The sequence below is a fragment of the Paraburkholderia diazotrophica genome (assembly GCF_038900755.1).
In the GTDB taxonomy this organism is placed as follows: domain Bacteria; phylum Pseudomonadota; class Gammaproteobacteria; order Burkholderiales; family Burkholderiaceae; genus Paraburkholderia; species Paraburkholderia diazotrophica_A.
This window is the reverse complement of sequence record NZ_JBBPEN010000017.1, coordinates 63,047-85,596: the sequence shown is the minus strand read 5'-3', so window position 1 is coordinate 85,596 and position 22,550 is coordinate 63,047. Positions and strand designations below refer to the sequence as shown.

Annotated in this window: 11 protein-coding genes; 5 read left to right on the top strand and 6 right to left on the bottom strand. The window is 60.1% G+C overall.

Translation table 11 applies throughout. The annotated features are described in order from the left end of the window. Positions 1-261 precede the first annotated feature (261 nt). The 3 genes from AABE10_RS32680 to AABE10_RS32670 form a co-directional block, all read right to left on the bottom strand. Positions 262-4,803 (bottom strand): autotransporter outer membrane beta-barrel domain-containing protein, encoded by a 4,542-nt coding sequence (locus AABE10_RS32680; protein WP_342937237.1) that lies wholly within the window; start codon positions 4,801-4,803, stop codon positions 262-264. Next, positions 4,800-5,042: a hypothetical protein gene (locus AABE10_RS32675; RefSeq protein WP_342937236.1), complete on the bottom strand. Its 243-nt coding sequence runs from the start codon at positions 5,040-5,042 to the stop codon at positions 4,800-4,802. The genes AABE10_RS32680 and AABE10_RS32675 overlap by 4 nt, the downstream gene beginning before the upstream one ends. Positions 5,043-5,945: 903 nt before the next feature. Continuing rightward, a complete protein-coding gene (locus AABE10_RS32670) occupies positions 5,946-6,434 on the bottom strand; it encodes a hypothetical protein (RefSeq protein WP_342937235.1) in 489 nt (162 codons plus the stop codon). Between the two features lie 67 nt (positions 6,435-6,501). On the opposite strand from AABE10_RS32670, the gene AABE10_RS32665 reads away from it, so the two are divergent. The 4 genes from AABE10_RS32665 to AABE10_RS32650 all read left to right on the top strand — a co-directional run bounded on the left by AABE10_RS32665 (position 6,502) and on the right by AABE10_RS32650 (position 18,606). Continuing rightward, complete coding sequence (locus tag AABE10_RS32665) at positions 6,502-8,892, top strand: PAS domain S-box protein (RefSeq protein ID WP_342937234.1); 2,391 nt, start codon at positions 6,502-6,504, stop codon at positions 8,890-8,892. A gap of 424 nt (positions 8,893-9,316) precedes the next feature. Continuing rightward, positions 9,317-9,712 carry a hypothetical protein gene (locus tag AABE10_RS32660; RefSeq protein ID WP_342937233.1) on the top strand — a complete coding sequence of 132 codons (396 nt, stop codon included), beginning with the start codon at positions 9,317-9,319 and terminating at the stop codon, positions 9,710-9,712. Between the two features lie 862 nt (positions 9,713-10,574). Beyond that, complete coding sequence (locus tag AABE10_RS32655; protein ID WP_342937232.1) at positions 10,575-12,419, top strand: ShlB/FhaC/HecB family hemolysin secretion/activation protein; 1,845 nt, start codon at positions 10,575-10,577, stop codon at positions 12,417-12,419. A 37-nt stretch (positions 12,420-12,456) separates the two neighbouring features. Continuing rightward, entirely contained in the window at positions 12,457-18,606 is a 6,150-nt protein-coding gene (locus AABE10_RS32650) for a YDG domain-containing protein (protein WP_342937231.1), read from the top strand. Positions 18,607-18,936: 330 nt separating this feature from the next. Here AABE10_RS32650 and AABE10_RS32645 read toward each other — a convergent pair whose 3' ends face one another. Next, on the bottom strand, positions 18,937-20,382 hold the full coding sequence (locus AABE10_RS32645; RefSeq protein WP_342937230.1) for an IS1182 family transposase: 1,446 nt from the start codon (positions 20,380-20,382) through the stop codon (positions 18,937-18,939). A 230-nt stretch (positions 20,383-20,612) separates the two neighbouring features. Next, positions 20,613-21,056 (bottom strand): SET domain-containing protein, encoded by a 444-nt coding sequence (locus tag AABE10_RS32640; RefSeq protein ID WP_342937229.1) that lies wholly within the window; start codon positions 21,054-21,056, stop codon positions 20,613-20,615. A 311-nt stretch (positions 21,057-21,367) separates the two neighbouring features. On the opposite strand from AABE10_RS32640, the gene AABE10_RS32635 reads away from it, so the two are divergent. Next, positions 21,368-21,646, top strand: a complete 279-nt coding sequence (locus AABE10_RS32635; RefSeq protein WP_342937228.1) for an HU family DNA-binding protein — start codon at positions 21,368-21,370, stop codon at positions 21,644-21,646. Between the two features lie 515 nt (positions 21,647-22,161). On the opposite strand, the gene AABE10_RS32630 is transcribed toward AABE10_RS32635, so the two are convergent. Continuing rightward, positions 22,162-22,431, bottom strand: coding sequence for a DUF1488 family protein (locus AABE10_RS32630; RefSeq protein ID WP_342937227.1), 270 nt, complete (start codon positions 22,429-22,431; stop codon positions 22,162-22,164). Positions 22,432-22,550 lie beyond the last annotated feature (119 nt).

Below are 22,550 nucleotides of genomic sequence, written 5' to 3'. Positions count from 1 at the left end.
GACATCTGGACGACTGCTTTGAATCAGTCACCCGCCGTCCGGCAGACCGGTCATATTCAACGAATCCTTGAATTGAAATCCGGCGCCATCGGGAGTAGCGGTCGCATCAGCGGCATCAATGACCAGTGCATTTCTCCCGATACAAAGCCATCGTTCAAGATTCTTGCAGCGAACCGTGCGGGTGTCGGGCGCGCGCGGCCGTGCTGAAAAATGCGACTCCGCGGTGACTTTTGGCCGGGCATGTTTCAGCTACCGCAGTGGCTACCAGCTATAGCGGTATCCCCCCTGACCGTACACCGTGCGCCGGTATTCGCCGCCCACGTTGCGCGCGTAACTGACGGCCACATAAAGTTCGGACGCTTTACCGAGACTCGCCGTGACGCCGGCACCGAGTTCGTACCAGGTCTTCGCCGGCGCCATCGCAAACGGGGTGCTGCCAACCGTGGTTGCGCCCGGCGCGAAAAAGTCGTGCAGCACATTCACCGTCAGATACGGGGTGGCGGCGCTGGTTCTGTTGTCGTTCTCGAGATTCGCGCGGAAAACGCGGAAGCCCAACCGGCCGCGCAGCGCATTGCTTGTGTTGCCCGACACCGGTGAGACACCGTCGTTGAAGTCGTTCAGGTGCAGATACTGGTATTCAAGCTGCGCCTGCGGCTCGATCGCGACGGCCGTCGGGCCGAGCAGCCAGGGTTTGCCCACCTCCAGCGATCCCGCTGCGCCGAAGCCATTCTGGGTTGCGCTGCCACCATACGCGTCGCCGTACTTGTCGTGATAGTGGGTCAGCTGCGCCACTGCGTCGACGTATGCATGATCGGCAAAATACCGGGTCCAGTAGCCGCCCAGCGATTGCGCCTGGGAGGTGAGGGTGCCCGTCGACGTGCTCAGTGTCGGGTTCACGCCGCGTGCGCTATCCGCGAAGCTCGCGCTCGACGTCCCCAACGTGACAGTCGCACCCGCGTGCGTGCTGCCCCCTGCATCCGTACGCGACAACGTCCAGTCCTTGCCAAACTGCGCGAACAACGTGCGCGCGTTCGATGAAAAACGCTCGTTGCCGTTCATATCCATGTCCCGGCCGCCGATGCGCGCCCACACGCCATCGCCATGACCGGGCTGCGTGCCTTCGAGCGCGGCGATGTCGCCTACCCGCTCATGCAGCGTGCCGAGCACCGAGAAGCCGTAGTCGAGGTTCAGCGACGGCGTCATCGCATAGCCGGTGACGGCCGGACGGTACGCGGGGATGGCAACGGCCGTGGATGCGACCACTCCCGTCGAGGCAGATGTCGATTGCGTCGATTGCGCCTCCAGTTCGGAACGCAGATACCAGTCGTTCGCACCCGTGCTGCCGCCCCGGTACAGGAGGTACTCGTACGCGCCCGCCTGGACCGGCGCGGCGAGACGGAACGCAGTGGTGCCCGACGTGCCGCTGACCTGCACAACGCGGATACCATCGCCCGTCGTTTGGGCGCCGCTGCCAGAGCCGTTGATGCGCACGCTGGTATCGCCGCTTGCGTTGCCGCCGATCCTCAGCATGTCGGTGCTCGCGGCAGCGCCGCCCTGGTTGAGCAGGGTACTGAGCCGCACGCCGCCGCCCGCGCCCATGTAGTTGCCGCTGACGGTCAACGTCGTACCCGGTGCGCCACTCAATGCGACCGTGCCCGCGTTCGTCAGCGTGGGGATGGTCTGGTCAAAGTCGTTCAGATCGAGCGTCGCCCCGCCTTGAACGGTCATCGCCGATGCCGGGCTCAGCACATTCGCCGCGGCTGCCTTCAGCGTCCCGGCTGCGATGACGGTGTCGCCCGTCTGCGTACCGGCACCCGCCAGCAGCAACGTGCCGGCGCCCGCCTTCGTGATGCTGCCGGAACCGGCAATGGTCCCATCGAGCGCCAGCGTCGTGCCGGGGTCGGTCACGAACGTGCCGGTGCTCGCGAGCGACACATTGCGCGCGCTTGTCATGTTCGCTGTCGTCTCGAGCGTGCCGCCGTCGAGCGTCAGCCCGCCACTCGCCGCACCCAGATTCGCATCGCTCGAGACGCGCACCGTGCCGCCCTGGATGTCCGTGCCGCCCGTGTACGTGTTGTTGCCATTTAGGACGAGGGTGCCGAGGTCGGTCTTGATGAGCCGTGTCTTGCCCGTCAGCACGTTATCGATCGCGACGGTGTAACCCGTACCAGTTATCGTGCCATCGCCGACGCGGACAATCGATCCTGACAAGCCACCCGTGAGCTCGATGGGACCACCGGTGAGATGGTAGCCATTCGTCGCGAACTGCATCCCGGCCGCCTGCACCTGACCGAGGCTGTTGTCGACCGTCACCGTGCCCGGCGCTCCCTCGAAGACAGCAAACGCCCCTTGCGCATACGGTGCATCCACCGAGCCATCGGGCGTTGTCCAGTTGTTGCTGTTGCTGCCGGTTGTGGCGGTTGTCCAGGTGCCGTCGCCACCTTCAATCACGCGATCGTTCTTCGTCATCGACGTGCCTCCGCCGTCCCAGTAGTTCAGCGCGAGTCCCGCCGTATTGACGAGGTTGACCTGTTTTGCGACCGAGGTCTGAATGAGGTAGTCCGGCGATGGAGCCGTGCCGACCGTGAGGCCATTGTCGGTTAGCGTGCCGCCGTAGTTGAACACGCGGTATACGCCGGGTCCGAACGAGCCACCCGAGGTGGTCGTTACGTTCAAGGTGCCGGCCAGGGTGAGATTGCCGCCGACGTTGGTCAGGTCGTTGTACGCACCGCCGGGGACATTGGGCTCGCCGAAGCGGTAATTGAGCGTCGATCCGCTGGCGAGCGCGAGATCGCCGCCGATGGTGAGCGTGCCGGGCATGGTGCCGGGATCGCCGGGATTGAGTGCGCCACCGCTGGCGACCACGACACTGCCGCCAATCGTGCCGGCGCCGCCGATCGTGCCACCGCCCAGCACGGAGGTGAGCCCCGTCGCGGCCGACTGGTTGCCGTCGACTATCAGGCTGCCGTTCGTAACCGACGTCGACCCCGTATAGGTGTTCGTACCCGTCAGGATCGTGGTGCCGCTACCGATCTGGTTGACTGCGCCGCTGCCTGAAATGACGCCGCCGAAAGTGTTCGTATCCGAACGATCAAAAGCCAATACGCCGTTATCGACGACGTCGCCGGTAATCGAGCCCGACGTCCCGCCGTTGCCAAGCTGCAGGGTGCCCGCTGCAATCGTGGTGCCACCGGCATAGGAGCCGGTACCGAGCACTGCGAGGGTGCCGCTGCCCGCTTTCGTCATGTTGCCGGCTCCGCTGAGCGGTCCGGTCAAGGTCAATGTGGTACCGGTATCGGTAAGGAATGTGCCCGTACTGGCTAGCGTGACGTTACGGGCGCTCGTCATGCTGGCGCTCGCTTCCAGGGTTCCGCCGTCCAGCGTCAGACCGCCGCTCGTCGCACCCAGATTGCCGTCGCCCGATATGCGCACGGTCCCGTCCTGGATCGTCGTGCCACCTGTATATGCATTGGCGGCGGTCAATACCAGCGTGCCCGCGCCTTGCTTGGTCAACGCGCCGGTTCCGCTCAGCAGCGAACTCACACCGGCCACTGCGGTTGAACCTTCGATGTCGAAGATGTGCGGGCCGCTGCCTGACAAAGCCAGGCTGGCAAGGGACACCGTCATGTTCTGGCCGCTGGCCTCATTGCCGATGGTACCGTTGGTCCAGTTGAAGATACGCGAAGCATTGCCCGCGCCACCCGCAATGGTTTGTGCGAGCAAAGCGCCGCCATTGTTGAGATTGACCGTCGCGATGAGCCCGGCGGTCGAGGCGTCATCACCTACGGTAAGAGTCCCCGTTCTTACCGTCGCGTTGCCGATCGTCAGTGTCGCGATCTCGCCATTTCTGGCGCCGGGCACCGCGCTGCCCACAACGATGGATGTCGCATCGAGCGTGCCGCTTCCGAGCGTCAAGGTAGCTGTACCCACCTTGCCGTTGCCAGCGATTGCCTGGCCAATCAGAAGATTGGTTACCTTCGCATCCAGCGAGCCCGCGCTGAGATCGACGTTGCCTATAGTGCTTGCAACCGAGCTACTGTTGACGGTGCCGATATTCCAGTTCGCCACCGGGCTCGCTCCGTCCGTGCCGCGCAATACGAGATTCCCTCCAGCCGCAAGCGCGAGCGTGCCGGATGTTTTGCCCGCCGCACCGACGTTGACGGTATCGGCATTGATGACCGTGGACGCTCCCAGCGTGACAGTGCCTACGTTGCGCACACCGTTGGACGCCGGATTCCCTATTGTGGCAACGTTGAATGCCGACGCAGTGATGACGCTATTCGGCGCTAACGCCAGCGCTGCCGCCGTATTGGCGGCATTGGTGCCCGAGCCGGTGAATCGGCCTCCAACCTCGAACGATTGCGAAGCATTGTTGAACATAAAATTGGTGAGACCCGACATATTCAGATTCTGCGTCTGGCCGCTCGTGGTGCTTCCCAAGATGAACGCAGGGCCGCCCGAGTATATGAGCGTACCGCCGGCACCACTGATCACGCCGTTGACGCCATTGGCGACGGTAAGACCGTTGATGGTCTGCGTAGTGCTGCCGATATCTGCGGAAGGACTGGCCGCCGTGAGGCTGATGGCGGTTTGTGCGCACACCTGCTCCAGTGGAGTACCGATGCCCATCAGAAGCAAACTGGCGCATAGCGCACTGCGCGTCGGGTGGACGCTTCGTCTGATGCTACCGCGCGCCGACTCGCTCGCCGACGAGTTGTGCCTGCTTTTTGTCCGGTCAAGCTCGGATGCCGCAACCCACGCCCCCAACGCTTCGTTCCAGATCGTCTTGAACGACGTGTTCATTCTTCGCCTTTATCTTTGTCGCTCTTAGCCGTAACCGGGCACGGCGCGCCGTCGATTGACTGAACGTCGAGCGCTACCGGTTCGCTTTCGCCATGATGCATGTAATTCGGATTGCTAATGTGTTGGTGAGTAATGCACGCAGAAAAATAATCGGAACCGGCGTGGCACCCGCATTCGACGACGCTGGATTTTCCAGTCGAACACAACCCCACCTCGACATGCTGGCGGGAAATATCCATTACCGCTTTGTTTATAAAGCACCAGTAATCCCGCGCCCGGCCTAGGAAACGGCTCGGCCCGCACAGACCGTTGGCTCAAGACGGCGCGGCGTCCCGCATGTGGCTGTGAAGAATGACGGAAAGCGTGCTCGGCTGATGCAGCACGCATATCTGTCGTCCCGGAAAGCCCCCGCCCTCTTGTTTCTACTCTCGCTGCTCATAGATACCATGCCTCAAGTTGAATTGATAACCATCCAACAGTGCGGCATGCCATGACTGCCCAAGCCGCCTGATAACTTTTTATGACGAGCATTACGTACAAGTCTGCCACTGACTTCTTCTCAAGGTGAAACGAGTGTTGAACCCGCTCGAATGGCGCGATCATTATTTAAGTGCTTTCAGCGAATATTGGCGCACGTGAATCGATTTGTCCAGACGAATGAGCGGTTCTCATGCTCTTGCCAAACAAAAGCGCTGGATCATTCTTTCCCTAAATGGAGAAACAAAACTCCGTGGCGCGATGGTCTCTAAAGAGGAGAAAGAATGATTTTCTGGCAAGCCAAATGTCAAATCATGCGAAGTGTATGAAAACCATTATCTCAACAAGGCAGAGTCGAGCCGCGCCTATGGTGTGGCTGTGTTATGTGATTTGCGAAAAGCTGAATCTTGCTATTTGCCGAAAAGTGCACGACGCCGAAAAGTAGAAGCTTGCCCTCGACGGTCCGCTTTTTAGAAAGTCAACTGCTCTGTCGACTGCTCCTTGCGGTTGGGTGGAGCGGACCTCGTCGGACGGTCGGCGGCCGTGAAGAGACGCTCGTCACGTCACGCCCAACGCTACATGGCGGCAACGAGTCAGATGCTGTGAGTTTTGGGCCCTTGGAGGGCCGTGCGGACGGAACGGCATCGAGATCTGTTGGCACGTCCTTATTGCCCGGAAAATCTGACACGCCCCGTTTCAGCTTCTTCCACTTCCTTCATGACCTGTATTCGAAGCTCGTGAAGTGTCTTCAGGCTGACTGTCAGGTTTTTATGCAACGTTTCAGAATGCTGGCGAATGGACAGGCTTTTGCTGATCGACTCCACGCGGCGCTTTTGTTCCGCTATTCGTCGTTCGCAATCGCGTATCTTCGGTCGATCGTGGCAAGTTCGTCTATCGGCCTCGTCTGCGCCATGCTGCCTCCGAATTTCCGGTGTTGCTGTGTCCGTTGCATGCCGCAACGTCCAGCCTGATCCTACGCCACGGGGCCAGTCGCGGCACACCCGTGCTTCGCAATATGTCGACGGAAGCGCAGTGCCCAAGCAGGTGCGGATTTCGGTTGATGCATAATCCTGAAAGTCGGCGGGCTCGCGGTCGAAAAGATTGCGCCACAGCGCCGGTTTGGTCAGCCCGGGGCACGACAGACCGGGCAACATCGCCAGGATATCCGCTGCAGGGGTGCAGTCTTCAACTTATCGGACGTCAACTCGACGAGGGGGGCTGATGGAAGGCGAGCAGCACCACGATATCGATTCTGTATGGCTGCAGTCCCTGGTCATGCGCGTTTCGGAATATGCGATCTTCAGGCTCACGGAGCGAGGGGAGGTTGCCACCTGGAATCCTGGCGCCCGACGTATCAAAGGCTACGATGCCGACGAAATCATCGGCCGGCATTTTTCCGTCTTCTACACGGACGAGGACCGGCGCAACGGCGTCCCGCAAGCAGGTCTGCAGGCCGCGCGGGAGCACGGGCAATACGAAACCGAAGGCTGGCGGGTGCGCAAGGACAGCACGCGTTTCTGGGCCAGTATCGTGATTACCGCGCTGCACACCGCTGACGGTACATTCATCGGCTTCGGAAAGATCGTGCGCGACACAACCGACAAACGCATGGCCCATGAAGCCGCGATCGAAAGCGAGCGGCGGTTCCGGCTGCTGGTGGAAGGGGTCACTGATTACGCAATATTCATGCTGTCCCCTGAGGGACACGTGACGAACTGGAACCTGGGTGCGGCACGTATCAAGGGCTATGAGGCCAGGGAAGTCATCGGAACGCACTTCAGGCGGTTTTACACGACCGAAGACGCCGCTCGGGGTCTGCCTGAACTTGGTCTTCAGACGGCTGCGACGGAAGGCCGGTTTGAGGCAGAGGGCTGGCGGGTCAGGAAAGATGGCAGCCGGTTCTGGGCCAATGTCGTCATTGACGCTATCCGCGACGAAGACGGGAAACTGGTCGGGTTCGCCAAGATCACCCGCGACGCCACGGAACGCAAGGCTGCGCAGGAACAACTCGAAAACGCACGGGCGGCGCTGCTGCAGTCCCAGAAGATGGAGGCGCTCGGAAAATTGACCGGCGGTGTCGCACACGATTTCAACAACGTGCTGCAGGTGTTGCGCGGCAACCTTGAATTGCTCGAAGGCCGCCATGGCCGCGATGCCTGGACAGGAGAACGTCTGTACAAGGCAATTGAAGCGGTCGAGCACGGGGCCAATCTCGCCTCTCAGCTGCTCGCGTTCGGACGCCGTCAGGCGTTGCAGCCAATTGTCGTAAATCTGGCTGTGATGTTGCGGGGCATGGATGATCTTCTCAGAAGGGCGCTGGGCGAAGTAATCGACGTCGAGACCGTCATCGCGGGTGGCCTCTGGAACACGCTGGTCGACCCGAACCATCTCGAAAATGTTGTCCTGAATCTGGCCATCAACGCCCGCGACGCCATGCCTGAGGGCGGCAAGCTGACGCTGGAACTGTCGAACGCAATGCTCGACGAGCACTACACTGCGCTGGCCGCAGACGTTCAGGAGGGGCAATACGTGCTGCTTGCAATCACCGACACCGGTACCGGCATGACTCGCGATGTCCTCGAGCGCGCTTTCGAGCCGTTTTTTACCACCAAGCCCGAAGGGCAAGGCACGGGGCTGGGCCTGAGCATGGCATACGGCTTCATCAAGCAAAGCGGCGGTCACGTCAGGATCTACAGCGAACCGGGACACGGAACAACGGTGAAGATCTACCTGCCCCGCTCGATGGAGGAAGCGGTCGACCTCGAACCCAGAGAGCCGGTAGCGCTGACCGGCGGGGCAGAAACCATACTCGTCGTTGAGGATGACAAACGTGTTCAGGCAACCGCCGTCGAAACGCTCAGGCAACTGGGTTATACGGTACTGAAGGCGGACGACGCCCAGAGTGCACTCGCAATCGTGCAAAGTGGGACGCGTATCGATCTGATGTTCACGGACGTGGTGATGCCCGGCACCATGCGCAGCACCGAACTCGCGAAACTCGCGACAAGAGTGCTGCCCCATCTCAAAGTGCTGTTTACGTCGGGATATACGCAGAATGCAATCGTGCATGGCGGCCGACTGGACGCGGGTGTGCACCTGCTGAGCAAGCCCTACAGCCGGGAGCAGCTCGCATCGAAAATCCGCCGGCTGCTGGGACCGGCCGGCACGACTGACGTGCACCCGTCGCTAGTATCGTCGTCTACAGATCCGTCGTCGTCCGGGCCGTCTTGTGCACCGGCAAGCCTCGCAATCCTCGTCGTAGATGACGACAAGGGCTCGCGGGAGGCGGTGAGTGAACTGCTGACCAGCATGGGCTATGACGTGCGTCAGGCCGCGGATGCAGAAGAAGGATTGCGTGCATTGATGACCGGGAAAACCGATGTGCTTCTCACGGACATCGCCCTGCCGGGGCGGTCGGGCGTTGAGCTGGCGAGGGCGGCTATCGAGCGCAATCCGGGCATCAGGATTGTTTTTGCATCGGGTCGTGACGCACCGACGCCGGCAGAGGTTGGGTTCGATTGCAAGTCGCTTCGCAAACCATTCACGATCGGGCAGTTGCATGCGCTCATCGCCTCGATGCGCGGACCGGTCGAGCGGGAGAAAAAGGCGTGAGGGGCAAGCAGCCCCGTCCGAGTCGGTGCGGCGACGCCATCGCTTCGCCGCGGGTCATATCGGGAGAGCGATGAGCCTGCCCGTTCGCGATGATCGGCCAGATTTCTGACAAGGCCAGCATAGTCCGCGCTGCGGGACGAGATAACCACAACGACGCCAGAATATGACCCACCAAACCGCCGCGGTACGACTGCTTCGATCTCGAAAGCAGCCATCGTGTGAGCGAGCCTTGGGTGGCTGTTGAGGGTCGTCCTGAGCCAATCGCATCAGGCTTGAGGTTGCGGCGGCCACGTTCGGTCAATCGCTCGGAGTCGAGATGCACCAATTGCACGACGGCCGTGCCGCTCCGACCTGCCGGCTATCGTACGGTGAGGCTCGGGCCACACGAGCGACCGCTTTGGTGCAAACCTGGTGACCAGAGTGGGTGGTCGAGTACTGTCCGACACTTGTCGCCGGCGCCAGCCTTTCAGCGACGCTTTCAAACAGCGTAGCAACGACAACGCCCGGGTTCTTCCCGGGCGCTGGACTTTCAGTAGCAGCCAGATTTTGTCACTATCTGTGGCAGCAGTTTTTCACTTACCTGGCACAGTTTTCACTTTATCTGGCAAACGGCAAACGGCAAACGGCAAACGGCAAACGGCAAACGGCAAACGGCAAACGGCAAACGGCAAACGGCAAACGGCAAACGGCAAACGGCAAACGGCAAACGGCAAACGGCAAACGGCAAACGGCAAACTCGGAAAACTCGGAAAACTCGGAAAACTCGGAAAACTCGGAAGACTCGGAAGACTCGGAAGACTCGGAAGACTCTGTCGCGTGACAAACTTCGTGGAAACCGTGCCTTTGATTCTATTAAGCTTTTTCAATAACGCTGTCGCAGCCTTCAAAGAGTCATGACAGTGTTCGTGAAATAACCTCGGCGGCCGTGACACAGAACGTGAAAATTTCCAGTGTGCGCCGCCCAAGGCCGGTACAAGAAGGCACTGTGAAGTGTAGGGGCGAATGAAAAAAAGACGCCACTTGGGAGCTCTGATTGCCAGTTTGCGGCCGGGCGATTGCCGCTAACTTTCAGCAATCGACATGCGGTTTGCGATGAACCCGGCATAGCCGCGGCGCATTAGCAGGAAAACTAGCCGGCGCGTGTCCGTTCTGGCGGTAGTAGCCATTACCACACGACCGTCGGTCTGGCCCAGCCCGCATCTACTATTTTGTGTGGTTTAACACTTTTTAATAGTTATTTTCTCGCGGCTTATATATCATGCGTGAGTTCTTGCGAATCAATTACAAAATCTTTAACGGTATTTGACCGAATCGCATATTTCAGGATCGGTGGGCGGGCTAATAAGAAGCGTAGCCAACTCCGGTCAAGGGGAAACGCATGACCAGCAAATTAACCGGCTGTCAGTCTCGTGCCGGTCCATTAAATCGAATGCCACAACCCTCGCGGGGAAGCGCGCTTTTGTGCCGCATAGAAGTGCAATCTATCTTGCCGTGCTTGCGTATATTGCGGCCGGCCATCCCCTAATTCTCTTACGTCAATTGCGCGACGTCGAACAACGCGACACCGTGCGACCCGAGCACGCCGTCCCGGTGGACGACCACCACTGGGACCCGGCTGACCACCGCTTTAGGTGCGGCAGTAATAGTGGGTACAAACGCCCGGATGGCAATGGGCGATATGCGTGGCGTCCTTTCGTCTTGTTTTGCAAAAAACCGGACACTACCACCACCCGGAAATCAACAACGGTCATTTTCGAGTCCCAACCAACAATAACCAACCTATGACCCTCCGAAGAAAAATTCCTACTCCTATTGGTCTGGCCATGCTGGTCCTCGCAGCTCCTGCATACGCGCAATCTTTACCGAATGCAGGTTCGCTCCTGAACCAGCAGCAAATGGCCCCGCAACCACGCGCACCGCAAGCCACAACCCCCGAGGAAGTCATTCCGTCCGAAGCTGCACCGGGCGCAGTGGAACCAGAAGCCGGCCCGAGTGTGACGCTGAAATCCATCACCTTCAACGGTGACAAGAATGTGGCAGATGTAGAGGATTTGCAGTCTGCTACTGCCGCAATGGTCGGCAAGAAACTGACCCACGCGGGCTTGCAAAAAATCGCAGATACGATCACCCAATATCTGCGCGGACGTGGCTACGCACTCGCTTACGCCTACCTCGCCCCCCAGGACCTGACGGCGGGCAATCTGGTCATCACGATCGTGGAAGGCCGTCTGGAATCCGGCAAGGATCGCGTAACCATCCACGGCAAGACGCGCAGCAGCAATGAGCGTATCGCTGCTATCGCGAACGCAGCCCTTCCGACCGATCGCCCGCTGAAGAAGGAAGACCTCGAACGCGCACTCCTGCTCATCAACGACCGTCCGGGCGTGAGCGCCAAGGCTATCCTGCAAAAGGGTGCTCAACCGGGCACCAGTAAGCTTCTCGTTGAAACGACGCCGACCCCGATCGTCAACGGCCTACTGTCGATCGACAACTATGGCAACCGCAGCACGGGCATCGAGCGCGGCACGGCGACGTTCTTCGTGAATGATCCGCTCGGTATGGGCGATCAGGTCACGCTCGGTCTGAGCAAGACCCAAGGCACGGAAGTCGCCAACCTCGGCTACAGCGTGCCGCTGACGCCCACTGGCCTGACCCTGTTGCTGGGCGGCTCGTATCTGCATTATCGCGTGGTTCAGGAGGCTTACTCGGCACTCGACCTGCGCGGTTCGGCTGTGACCGGTTCGGCCGGTTTGAATTACCCGATCATTCGTACACGGACGCAGAACCTCAATGCGACCGTGATGTACGACTACAAGTATCTGAAGGACAGCGCGCTCGACGTGAACCTGAGCAAGCGCAAGCTTGACAACCTGACGTTCTCGCTGTCGGGCAACCGTTACGACGGTCTGCTGCAAGGTGGTGTGACGGAAGGCCGGGTAGCAGTGACGTTGGGTCACGTCGATCTGTCGGGCAACCCGGTCGATCAACTGGCGGACTCGATGACGGCGGGCACGCAAGGGACGTTCACGAAACTCACTGCGAACTTCAGCCGGCTGCAAACCCTCGACCCGAACTGGAGCGTTTACGGTGGTTGGGCGGGTCAATTGTCGAATACGAACCTCGACAGTTCGGAAAAGTTCCTGCTCGGGGGGCCGACTGGCGTTCGCGGTTATCCGGTCGGTGAAGGATCGGGCGACGAAGGCTGGATGGGGACGGTGGAACTGCGCCGTTTCGTGAATATCGGCGTTCCATCCGTCAAGGTCCAGGCGCTTGGATTCGTGGATGTCGGCCAGATCCGTTTGCACCACACCGGCTACGCCGGTTCGCAAATCAACGAAGGCCACACGAACAAGGTGACGTTGACCTCGGCAGGTCTCGGCGTGAACGTGTGGAGCGGTCGCTGGAACGCACACGCGGCTGTTGCGCGGACGATCGGCCGCAATGATGGAGCTTCGCTGGCGGGTAACAACGCCGATGGCCTGGATACCAGCTGGCGTGCGTGGCTCCAACTCGGTATGGCGTTCTGACCGAACGGCGCTCTGATCGATCTTAAAAGGACTTCAAATGAAGAAAGCATCACTGAATCACGTCTATCGGCTGGTGTGGAATGCCACGATCGGTTCATTCGTCGCAGTAGCCGAGAACACGAACGCTCGGGGCAAACGCAGCGCACGTAGCGCGGCCCTGCTCGCAGTCCTCGGTGTCATTGCCGTCGCAGACGCAGCATACGCAGCCCCGCCGCTTCCGACTGGCGGTCAAATCGTGGCGGGCCAGGGCTCGATCACGCAAAACGGTTCGTCCATGACCATCACCCAGAATTCCGGGAAGATGGTCACGAACTGGAACGGCTTTGACATCGGTCAAGGCAACTCCGTCACGTTCGCACAACCGAACAGCGCGGCCGTTTCGCTGAACCGGGTCATCGGCGGTAACGGTGCGAGCCAGATTCTTGGCGCCATGAACGCGAACGGCCAGGTGTGGCTCATCAACCCCGGTGGCGTGGTCATCGGCAGGGGCGCGAGCATCAACGTTGCAGGTCTCGTTGCTTCGAGCGCGAACATCAGCGACAGCGACTTCCTCGCGGGAAAAACGAAGTTCACAGGAGCAATGGGGAACATCGTCAACGAGGGCAAGATCACCAGCCAGGGTGTCGTCGCCCTGATCGGTCAGCAAGTCACGAACCAAGGCACCATCAACGCGAAGGGCGTTGCGCTTGCAGCGGGGCAGGATGTCAATCTGGACTTCAACGGCGACGGTCTGATCAGCGTTCAGGTCACGAAGGGCGCTCTGGATGCACTGGTGAGCAACGAAGGTCAGATTTCGGCTGACGGCTCCGCAGTGCTGCTGACGGCGCGTGCTGCTGACGCGGCTATTAGCAGCGTAGTCAACAACACGGGCGTGATTGAAGCGCGTTCGCTGCAATCGAAGAACGGTCGTATCGTTCTGGACAACGACCCAGCGAACGGCAATACAACCGTGGCGGGAACGCTGAACGTCTCGTCGGCTGACGGCGTGGGCGGTAACGTCGTGATCGAAGGCAAGAACGTCGCGATCCACAACGCGACGATCAAGGCGGATGGTGCATTGGGGGGCGGTACGATCAAGGTCGGTGGTGGTCTTCATGGTGAAGACGCTACTGTCAACAATGCGACGACGGTCACGACCGGCAAGAACGTTATTCTGTCGGCGGATGCAACGCAAAAGGGCAACGGCGGTACGGTCGCGGTCTGGTCGGACGGCACCAATGCGTTCTCGGGCGAGATTTTCATCCGTGGCGGCACGAACGGTGGTAACGGTGGTTTCGCCGAAGTCTCGGGCAAGACGGGTCTGAGCTATACGGGCGTGACGCACGGTCTGTCCACGCTCGGCGCAGCAGGTACGCTGTTGCTTGACCCGGACACGATCCAGATCTGGGGCGGCGAAGCTCCAGCAAGTGCGAGCACCAATCCCTCGGACTGGGGTAAGACGAACACCACTGGTGTTCTGAACATCTACGAGAGCACGCTGGAAGCGCAGGAGGCCAATGTCAGCCTTTACGCCAATACGTTGATTCACTTCAACGATCTGACGAAGGATGCGAACGGCAATACGTTGACGCAAGTTGTGCACGGGGCCACGGGCACGGCGGCGGGCTATACGACGGGCGACGGCAAGATCAAGCTTCAGGATGGCGTGAGTTTCCAGGCCGTCACGGGCGGGAACAACAGCTTCATCACGTTCGACAACAAGAACAATACCCTCGAAGTGTCTGGGGCTGGCTCCATTTATATGGAGGCCGGGCAGTACCTTGGAAGCGGCAATCCCACTGGTCACATCGGCAACAATACGGGCAACAATCCCGACACCAATCAGGGTGTTTTCAATCTCGTGGCATTGGGCGGACTCGACGCAAACGGCAAATCCACTTCCACGAGCGCTTATGGCAGCACCAATTGGACCGGCGTGAATGGTGCTACGCCGGGCGCAGGTACGATCACGCTTCTCGGTGCAGACGGTCTCGCCATTTCCGGCGATCTGACGACGTATTGCGGCTATATCTACATCCACGCCGATTCGGATCACGCGGGTGGCGGCAATCTGGTGGTCAGCAGCAAGATCAAGACCAACGGCGGCGATTTTAACTACGCCTGGGGTTGGAACTCGGGCCAAACCGCGACGTTCACCTACGGTAGTGCTGTCGATCTGGTCTGTGCCGATGGTAGCTGCTCCCGTCAAGCGGGCACGTTCCGGGCGGTCCCGGATGCAGGTGGTCCGGGTGGAACGAAACCCGCGAACAAGACGATCCTCGGCGGTAATCTTAACGTAGGCGGTAACGTCAATACCTCTGGTTGGGAGATTCACGGCGGCGCTACGATCAAGACGGACAAGAACAGCACCGTCACGCTCGACTCGGGCACGACGCTCGACCCCTCCGTTCTGGACAAGACCGGCGCGAGAACGACCACCACGGGTCTCGTCGGTCTGGAGGGCGGCACGATCGCAATCAGCCACACGGGTGTGACGGGCGTCGCGTCGACCGGTCTGCAACTGGAGTCGGCCGACAAGGGCACGAACATCTTTGTCAGCAACGACCAGGGTGTGGTCCTCGGTAACGGCACGGTCAATCGCGACGGTTCGGTTACCGGCAATACGACTTCCAGCACGTTCCTGAGCGCAAGCGACCTCGCTTATCTGCAACAGCAAGGCACGCCTTCGCTGGCGATCGGCAGCACCGATCATCTGGGTACGATCGAGGTCGGTCATATGGACGGTACGTCCTCGCCCTTCGCCTTCAACGCAGCCGGCCAGGTTGGCCTGATCGGTGGCACGGCTGTGGTGAATGGTGCGGTCACGAACAACAGCGGTTCAGTGCTCATCCAGGCAGCGGATTCGGTTGACCACAACACGGCCAACGTCGGCAGCGATGCAAATGCAGACCAAACGGCAACGAGCACGGGCCGTGGCAACGTCGTGATCACCAGGAATGGCACGGTCACGGCCAACACGAACGCGATACTCGCAGCAGCAACGGCAGACCACAAGTCCACCGACGTTCAGGAGTCGCAAGGCGGCAACTTCGTGAACGACCGTGGTTCGGATGCGATGACGGTAGGGACGGGGGGGCGTTGGCTCGTCTACTCGACGACGCCGGACAAGGATGTCGGTCGCGATCTGGACGTCGATTTCAAGGTCTATGAAGCCACGTATAAGGAATCGGACGGCACGTACAAGACCGTCAACGGCAATTGGGTTGGCACTGACGTTGCATCGCTCGATGACCGTGGTCAACCGGACCTGAATGGTGTCATCACCGATCCGGTCGGCAATCGTGCGGACCTGGTTCAAATCCTGAACGGCGACCAGACGGGCAAGAACGGTTACCTCTACTCGCGTTCGGCGGTCCTGACCGGTACGCTTGTGGGCAACGTCACAAAGACATATGACGGCACGACCGCCACGCAAACGAACACGACCGTGGTCACTGATGCAAATGGTACGCAAACGGGCAACACAGTCACGCTCGGTAACGTCGCGGTCTCGGGCCTCATCGGTATTGACGGCGACAAGGTTCCGCTCGCAATCCTGAATGACGCGAACCTCGCGAACGCACAATTCAGCGACAAGAACGCAGGTACGGGCAAGACCGTTACGCTGTCGGGTGTGAAGCTGGGCGTCGCGCAGAACCAGGGCAGCACGAACCCGGACGGCTCGAAAGTCCTGCAGGTCTACGGCTATCGTCTCGCGGAAGACACGCTTTCGGGTGACATCGGAACGATCACGCCGAAGGCCCTCACGAGCGTTACGACCGTGGACGGCAAGGTCTATGACGGCAACACGGCGACCACGGCTCACACGACCGTTACTGGCGTTATTGCCGGCGACAACGTCAGCACGTCGGCAAGCGGCCAGTTTGCAGACAAGAATGCGGGCGTCGGCAAGGATGTGACGGTCACTACGTCGCTGACGGGCAACGACGCGCGCAACTATGTACTGGCTTCGGGTTCGCAGAATGCAACGCTACACATGACAGCCGATATCGGCAAGCGTGCGATCACGGGAACGGCCTCTGCGCAGGACAAGGTCTACGACGGCACGAACCGTGCGGACCTGACGAACGTCGCACTCAACACCGCTGGCATTGTTGCGGGGGATGACCTGTCCATCTCGGGCAATACCGGTTCGTTCTCTGACAAGAACGCCGGTACGGGCAAGTCTGTTGTCGGCTCGGGCCTGTCGCTGGCTGGTTCAGACGCGCAGAACTATGATCTGACGACGACGGTCACGGGTGCGTCAATCACTCAGAAGACGATCACGGCCAGCGCTACGGCCGAGAACAAGGTCTACGATGCGACGACCAACGCCACGATCGGTGCAATCACGCTGAACGGCACCATCAATGGTGACCACGTCGATTCGACTGCGACGGGCGCTACGTTCGAAGACAGGAACGCAGGTACGGGCAAGGCTGTCCACGCAACGGGCCTCGGTCTGACGGGTGACGACGCCAACAACTACGTTCTCGCGAACGACACGGTTGCGCACGCCAACATCGATCGCAAGGTCATCACGGCTACTGCGAACGCAAAGGACAAGACCTATGACGGCAACGTCACGGCTGACCTGAGCAACGTGAAGCTGATTGGTGTCATCGGTCAAGATGTTGTCGCCGCAGACGGCTCGACCGGCAAATTCGACACGAAGAACGTCGGCAAGTCCAAATCCGTCAACGGCGAAGGTCTCTCGCTCGCGGGTGACGACTCCGGCAACTACGTTCTGGACACGAACCACGAAGTCGCTACGGCAAGCATCACGCCGAAGTCGATCACGTTGACGGCTACGGCATCGGATAAGGTCTATGACGGCAATACGGTCGCAGAACTGAAGAATGCGCACGCCAACGATGTGGTCGCAGGCGATGATCTGCGTGTGGACGGGACGGTCGGTACGTTCGCAGACAGGAACGCAGGCCGGGGCAAGTCGGTCAACGGCAGTGGCTTGACGCTCGCAGGCGAGGACGCGCAGAACTACGTCTTCGATAACAAGGCGGAAGTCGGTAAGGCTGCGATCACGCCAAAAACGATCGAAGCGTCTGCGAAGGCCGATAACAAGGTCTACGACGGCAACACTATCGCTCACCTGTCAGACGTGAAGCTCTCCGGTTTGGTGAACGGTGACGACATTCGTGCGGAAGGCTCGAGCGGCGACTTCGACAACCGCAACGCAGGCAAGAGCAAGTCAGTGAACGGCTCCGGTCTGGTCCTGACCGGCAACGACGCAAATAACTATTCGCTGGACACGTCGAAGGAAGTTGCGAAGGCTGACATCGGCCAGAAAGTCATCACCGCGACCGGTTCCGCGGACGACAAGTCGTATGATGGCAACGCGGTCGCAGCGGTGAGTGATCTGGCGCTACATGGCGTGCTTGCGGGCGATCAGGTCTCGATCGCCGGCAATACCGGCATGTTCGACAACAGCAACGTCGGCACGAACAAGCCGGTGAACGGGGAAGGTCTGTCGTTGGCTGGCGCGGATGCAGGCAATTACATTCTCGACACGTCGGCTGTTGTCGCGCAAGCAGACGTTCGCCCGGCCTACAACCCGTCTGCGCTCGTTGCTGACGCCACGGGTGTGAACGGAACGGCGCAAGCCACGAAGAACGCAGGCAAGGTCGTTAGCGACCAGGCAATCGCGAAGACCGAAGCTCCGGCACCCATCGTTGGTCTGCCGGTGACCCCGGCTCAACGTGGCGATGCAGTCGATATCGCTGACGGTGCGCTCTCGACTTCCGTCCTGCTTATGGACGGGAAGGCGAGTCTGGGCCTGAATGACGCACGTGAAGAACGCGCACAACGTAACACGCTCGTCGTGTTCCGCTCGGACCGTCCGGAAGCACTGGACAACCGTGGCACGTTCCACGTGGTCGACCGCGGCAACGCGATTGAACTGGAAGGTACGCCGAGCTTGATCAACAAGACGCCGGACCTGAAGGGCAAGGGCAGCGACTGGAAGAATGGCACGGTTGTTCGTGCAGACGGCGCGGTGACGGAATACCGCGTTCGGATGCTCAACGACGGTACGCTGGTCGTCATCGTTCCGAACGGCGTCAACGACAGTGACGAAGTTGCTGCGAGCTACGGTCTGGCCGTCGCGAAGAAGCAACTCGGTATCGGCGTCAAGTCAGTGAAGGCAGTCGTTATCGAAGCACGCAACGATAACGGCGCGAACAACGCCTGATGCTGTAGTCCGTGATACTTGGCGGCCCTGAAAGCCCGGCGAGAAATCGCTGGGCTTTTTTATTCTTTGCTCGAATGATGAACGGGGGATTTGTTGCCGTTCTTTACCGATGCTAGCGTTGATCCATCAGCCGTTGCAAGGCTATGCGCGGCGGCAATGGCTTCGCCAATGACCGCTGTCTGATACGTTGACTGTCTCTTGTGGGTCGAGGTCGTGTGGAAACGAGATTTTGCCGACTAGGCGCGGGATCGGCGGTCACGCCGATTGGGCTCAACGGATCGAGCTTGCACCAACCGAACGGCACGGGATACGACGAGGCCCCTTCGGGCTTCAGCTTGCAGCCATCTTCATCGCTTGCATCGCTTTTGCAACGCCAAGTATGCTGACGATTCGTTTGAAGTTATACGCCAGTACGTGCAGGCTCATCTCCGTACTCACTCGCCGGAGTGTCCTGGTCAGGAAATGCGCGGGTCCCATCCAGTGTTTGAGCGTCCCGAAGACATGCTCGACAGTACTTCGACGGATGGTCATTGCGTCGGGCTTCCGGTCGAGGCGGCGCTGCATGGCCTCCAGTACGCCTTCATGCTCCCATCGTCGAATCCGACGATAGTCGCTGGGCGAACATCGCTCTTTCAAAGGGCAACGCGGACAAGCGCTCGGCCAGTACACCCGCAGATTCATGTCATTCTCAACAGTGTTGAACCGATGAATGGCACGCTCGCCGGCGGGGCATCGATACACATCGTCCTTCGCAAGATAGACAAAGTCGGATTTGGTGAATAACCCCTTCTTCCTTGATGCCGAAGTGAGTGGCTTCGGGACGTACGCGCTGATGTCGTTCAGATGGCATGCGCGTATCTCCGGCCCGCTGAAGTAGCCACGATCAGCTAGCACCTTCAGCTTGGGCCTGGCCATCGCACTTTTCGCTGACACCGCCATCCTGCCGAGTTGCCCGTGATCGTTTCCGACGTTGGTCACTTCGTGTGCAACGATCAGGTGGTGCTTCGTGTCCACCGCGACCTGAACGTTGTACCCGACGATCCCTGAACCTCTCCCGCTTGTTGCCATGGACCGTGCGTCGGGATCTGTCATCGACAGCTGTTTGTCCGGTTGCCTCTGCAGTTGGATCCTGATCTGCGCGAGCTCACGCATTTCCCGACGCAAGCGAGCGATTTTTTCGTACAGGCGCACGGTCTTCACATCGAAACCTGTAGGACTGGTCCGGTCTGCCGTTTCGATTGCATCGAGATATCGCTGGACGCTTTCCTCGATCTGCTGCCGGCGTTTGTCGATCTTGCCTGTCGTGTAGTTCTTGTCGCGGCTGTTCACGGCCTTGAACCGGCTGCCATCGATTGCCACCGTGTCACTGGATAACAGCTTCAGACCACGGCACAGTTCGACGAAGCGTCGACATACGTTGCGAATGGCCGGGCCGTTATCGCGACGAAAGTCAGCGATCGTCTTAAAGTCCGGAGCAAGACGCCCTGTCAGCCACATCAGCTCAATATTGCGCTGGCATTCACGTTCAAGGCGCCGGCTGGACGGAACACGATTCAAATAGCCGTATATGTAGATCTTTAGCATCACCCCGGGGTGGTAGGACGGACGGCCCGTGAGCGCTGGATTCGTTCCATCGAAACCGAGAGCATCAAGCTCCAACTCGTCGACGAAGACATCTATGACTCTGACTGGATTGTCCTGCCCGATGTAGTCGTCGACGCATTCAGGCAGTAGTGCAACCTGCTTTCGGTCATCACCTTCAACGAATCTCTTCATGAGTCACCCGGTCTCAACGCGTTGATTCAGTTTAGGAGATCAATGCGTTTTCACACAGGCTCGGTCGCAAAGAGGCATCCGGACTTCCCAGGAACAGCCATTCGCTGTGGCACAGTCCGCACTGACGTCAACGCGGCGGCGAAGGTTTGCGAGAGAGCCGCGCGTGGGACGAAAAGAATGTCAGCAAAAGCGGGATTGCGCGAATGGGTAAAACGCGTTGGCCAGGCGTCTCAGTTGCCTGCCGCCCCGAGCATCGACTGCCGGCATCCGGCAGTGCCGCACCGGCACGCGTACTGTTCCCTGACTGCGTCGTTGAGTTCGCCGTCGATAACCAGCGCGTAGTCGATGAACAGCTCATGGCCGGGCGCGATGTCGGTTAGCGCATGAATGAACACGCGATCGCCCGTCTCGATCGCCTCGCAGTTCGGCGCACATGCGTGGTTCAGGAAGCGGGCGCTGTTTCCACCGCGGCTGCCGTCGATCACGCGCCCGTCAGACAGGCCAAACACAAAGGTGTGGCCGGCCTCGGACCGCTGACGGGCGGCGGCGCGCTGCCAGCTGGTCACTTCACCCTTGTACTCGATGAGCCGCTCGCCGGCGGCGATCGGCCTCAGCGCAAAAAGCCCCTTGCCATGTACGGATGAGCGTCGTGCCGTGATGCGTTTCAGTCGCATTGTGTGTCGTTTCCCGCCAGCAGGGCGTGTCAGTGATCGTGATTCCGGTTCTGCTGCGAAGCATATCGCTGCCATCGCCTGTATTCAACACAAGGCGTGCCGTTTCGCATGCAACTAACCGTCTGGCGTTCGCGCGAACCCGCCCGGCTTCGCCAAAAGTCGGTCAGCAGGAAGCTGGTGCCTGGTCACGAGCGTCATATGCTGCGATGCCTTTTCGACAGCCGCGCGGTTGCCGGGCGCCGTAGACATGCGTTAGGGTTGAGCGTCCTGTCCCGCACTGGGCGGACGCCTTTATCGCAGGGAGCTCACACATGAACCGGCAGGAACTCATCGATGCGGTCGCCGCCAGCACGGGTGAAAGCAGGGCCAGCACGGCCGAAGCCCTTGATGCCATCCTCGAAACCGTGACGGCGGCTGTGACGCGCGGCGAGAGCGTCCAGCTGGTCGGCTTCGGGTCGTTTTCGACGGGCGCCCGCGCCGAACGTAGCGGGCGCAATCCGTCGACGGGCGAGACCATCACGATTCCCGCCGCGAAAACCGTGAAGTTCTCGGCTGGCAAGGCGTTCAAGGACGTCGTGAATGCGGCGTGAGCAGGCTGCGTCCAGCGCGCACCGCTGCCATCGGAGCTTCGCGGCTAGGGTGATGCGGGCCTTGCGGAACTGGTTGACGTCGCAACCTGATTGACGAGTCGTCCGCCTGTTGTTTTTCGACGCGCCCGATTGTTATACGGCAGCGTGCCCGCTATCGTCCAGGGTTCCGGAAGTTGGCGGTTTTCCCCGGCTTCCGGTGCGTGTTGAGGCCCACCGTCCTGAACCGGACGATGGGCTTTTTTTTGAATGTGACGAGCGGAAGAGGCGACCGGTTCTGGCGTCCATGCACAACGCAGCTGGGGCCGCGCACCCGTCTGAATGTCACAGACGGCCGACGACCGGGTAGCGGGAGTGCCATCCATCCTTGAACAGTGGCTTCATCACTTTCTGCATCGTCCGACCGGATGCAGCACATCGGGTGCGAGGTCGGCGGCCATGTGGGTGGTCACCATGCGCGCCTGTCAGTCACACCGTGCATCGTCATCGAATAAGCCGGCGGTCATCACGCACGGCGGTCAAGGCCTTGCAAAATCGTCCGCCGTCAATTCGAGACGCACAGCCGGATTAGCGAGCAGTTTGCGCCCGGCGATCGCGCGGATGCGGCCATACCCATCCCGAAAGGTCTTCAGGATGCGAGCATCACTGGCCCGGGGTTCCAGCCAGAAATACGTTTCGAGTGCTGCAAGTGTGATCACGCATTCGACCGTGACGTTCCGATGCACGAGACCAAAGGCCACGCCACGACGGTTTGCGAGCACCTGCGGTTCAAGGTCCAGGGTTTCCATGACGGTAAAAGGAAAACGCGTCCGCGTTAGAACGGGTCACCAGGATTCTTGCATATGCGATGCAGTCCGGGTATCTGGCAGCCAGTTTAACTGACCGGATTTCAGCCCGGGACCGTCAC

What these genes read in the sequence shown, in the direction of transcription:
- AABE10_RS32630 (WP_342937227.1), bottom strand. Translation starts at nt 22,431, where the DNA reads ATGGAAACCCTGGACCTTGAACCGCAGGTGCTCGCAAACCGTCGTGGC.
- AABE10_RS32675 (WP_342937236.1), bottom strand. Translation starts at nt 5,042, where the DNA reads ATGGATATTTCCCGCCAGCATGTCGAGGTGGGGTTGTGTTCGACTGGA.
- AABE10_RS32645 (WP_342937230.1), bottom strand. Translation starts at nt 20,382, where the DNA reads ATGAAGAGATTCGTTGAAGGTGATGACCGAAAGCAGGTTGCACTACTG.
- AABE10_RS32650 (WP_342937231.1), top strand. Translation starts at nt 12,457, where the DNA reads ATGAAGAAAGCATCACTGAATCACGTCTATCGGCTGGTGTGGAATGCC.
- AABE10_RS32635 (WP_342937228.1), top strand. Translation starts at nt 21,368, where the DNA reads ATGAACCGGCAGGAACTCATCGATGCGGTCGCCGCCAGCACGGGTGAA.
- AABE10_RS32640 (WP_342937229.1), bottom strand. Translation starts at nt 21,056, where the DNA reads ATGCGACTGAAACGCATCACGGCACGACGCTCATCCGTACATGGCAAG.
- AABE10_RS32680 (WP_342937237.1), bottom strand. Translation starts at nt 4,803, where the DNA reads ATGAACACGTCGTTCAAGACGATCTGGAACGAAGCGTTGGGGGCGTGG.
- AABE10_RS32665 (WP_342937234.1), top strand. Translation starts at nt 6,502, where the DNA reads ATGGAAGGCGAGCAGCACCACGATATCGATTCTGTATGGCTGCAGTCC.
- AABE10_RS32670 (WP_342937235.1), bottom strand. Translation starts at nt 6,434, where the DNA reads ATGTTGCCCGGTCTGTCGTGCCCCGGGCTGACCAAACCGGCGCTGTGG.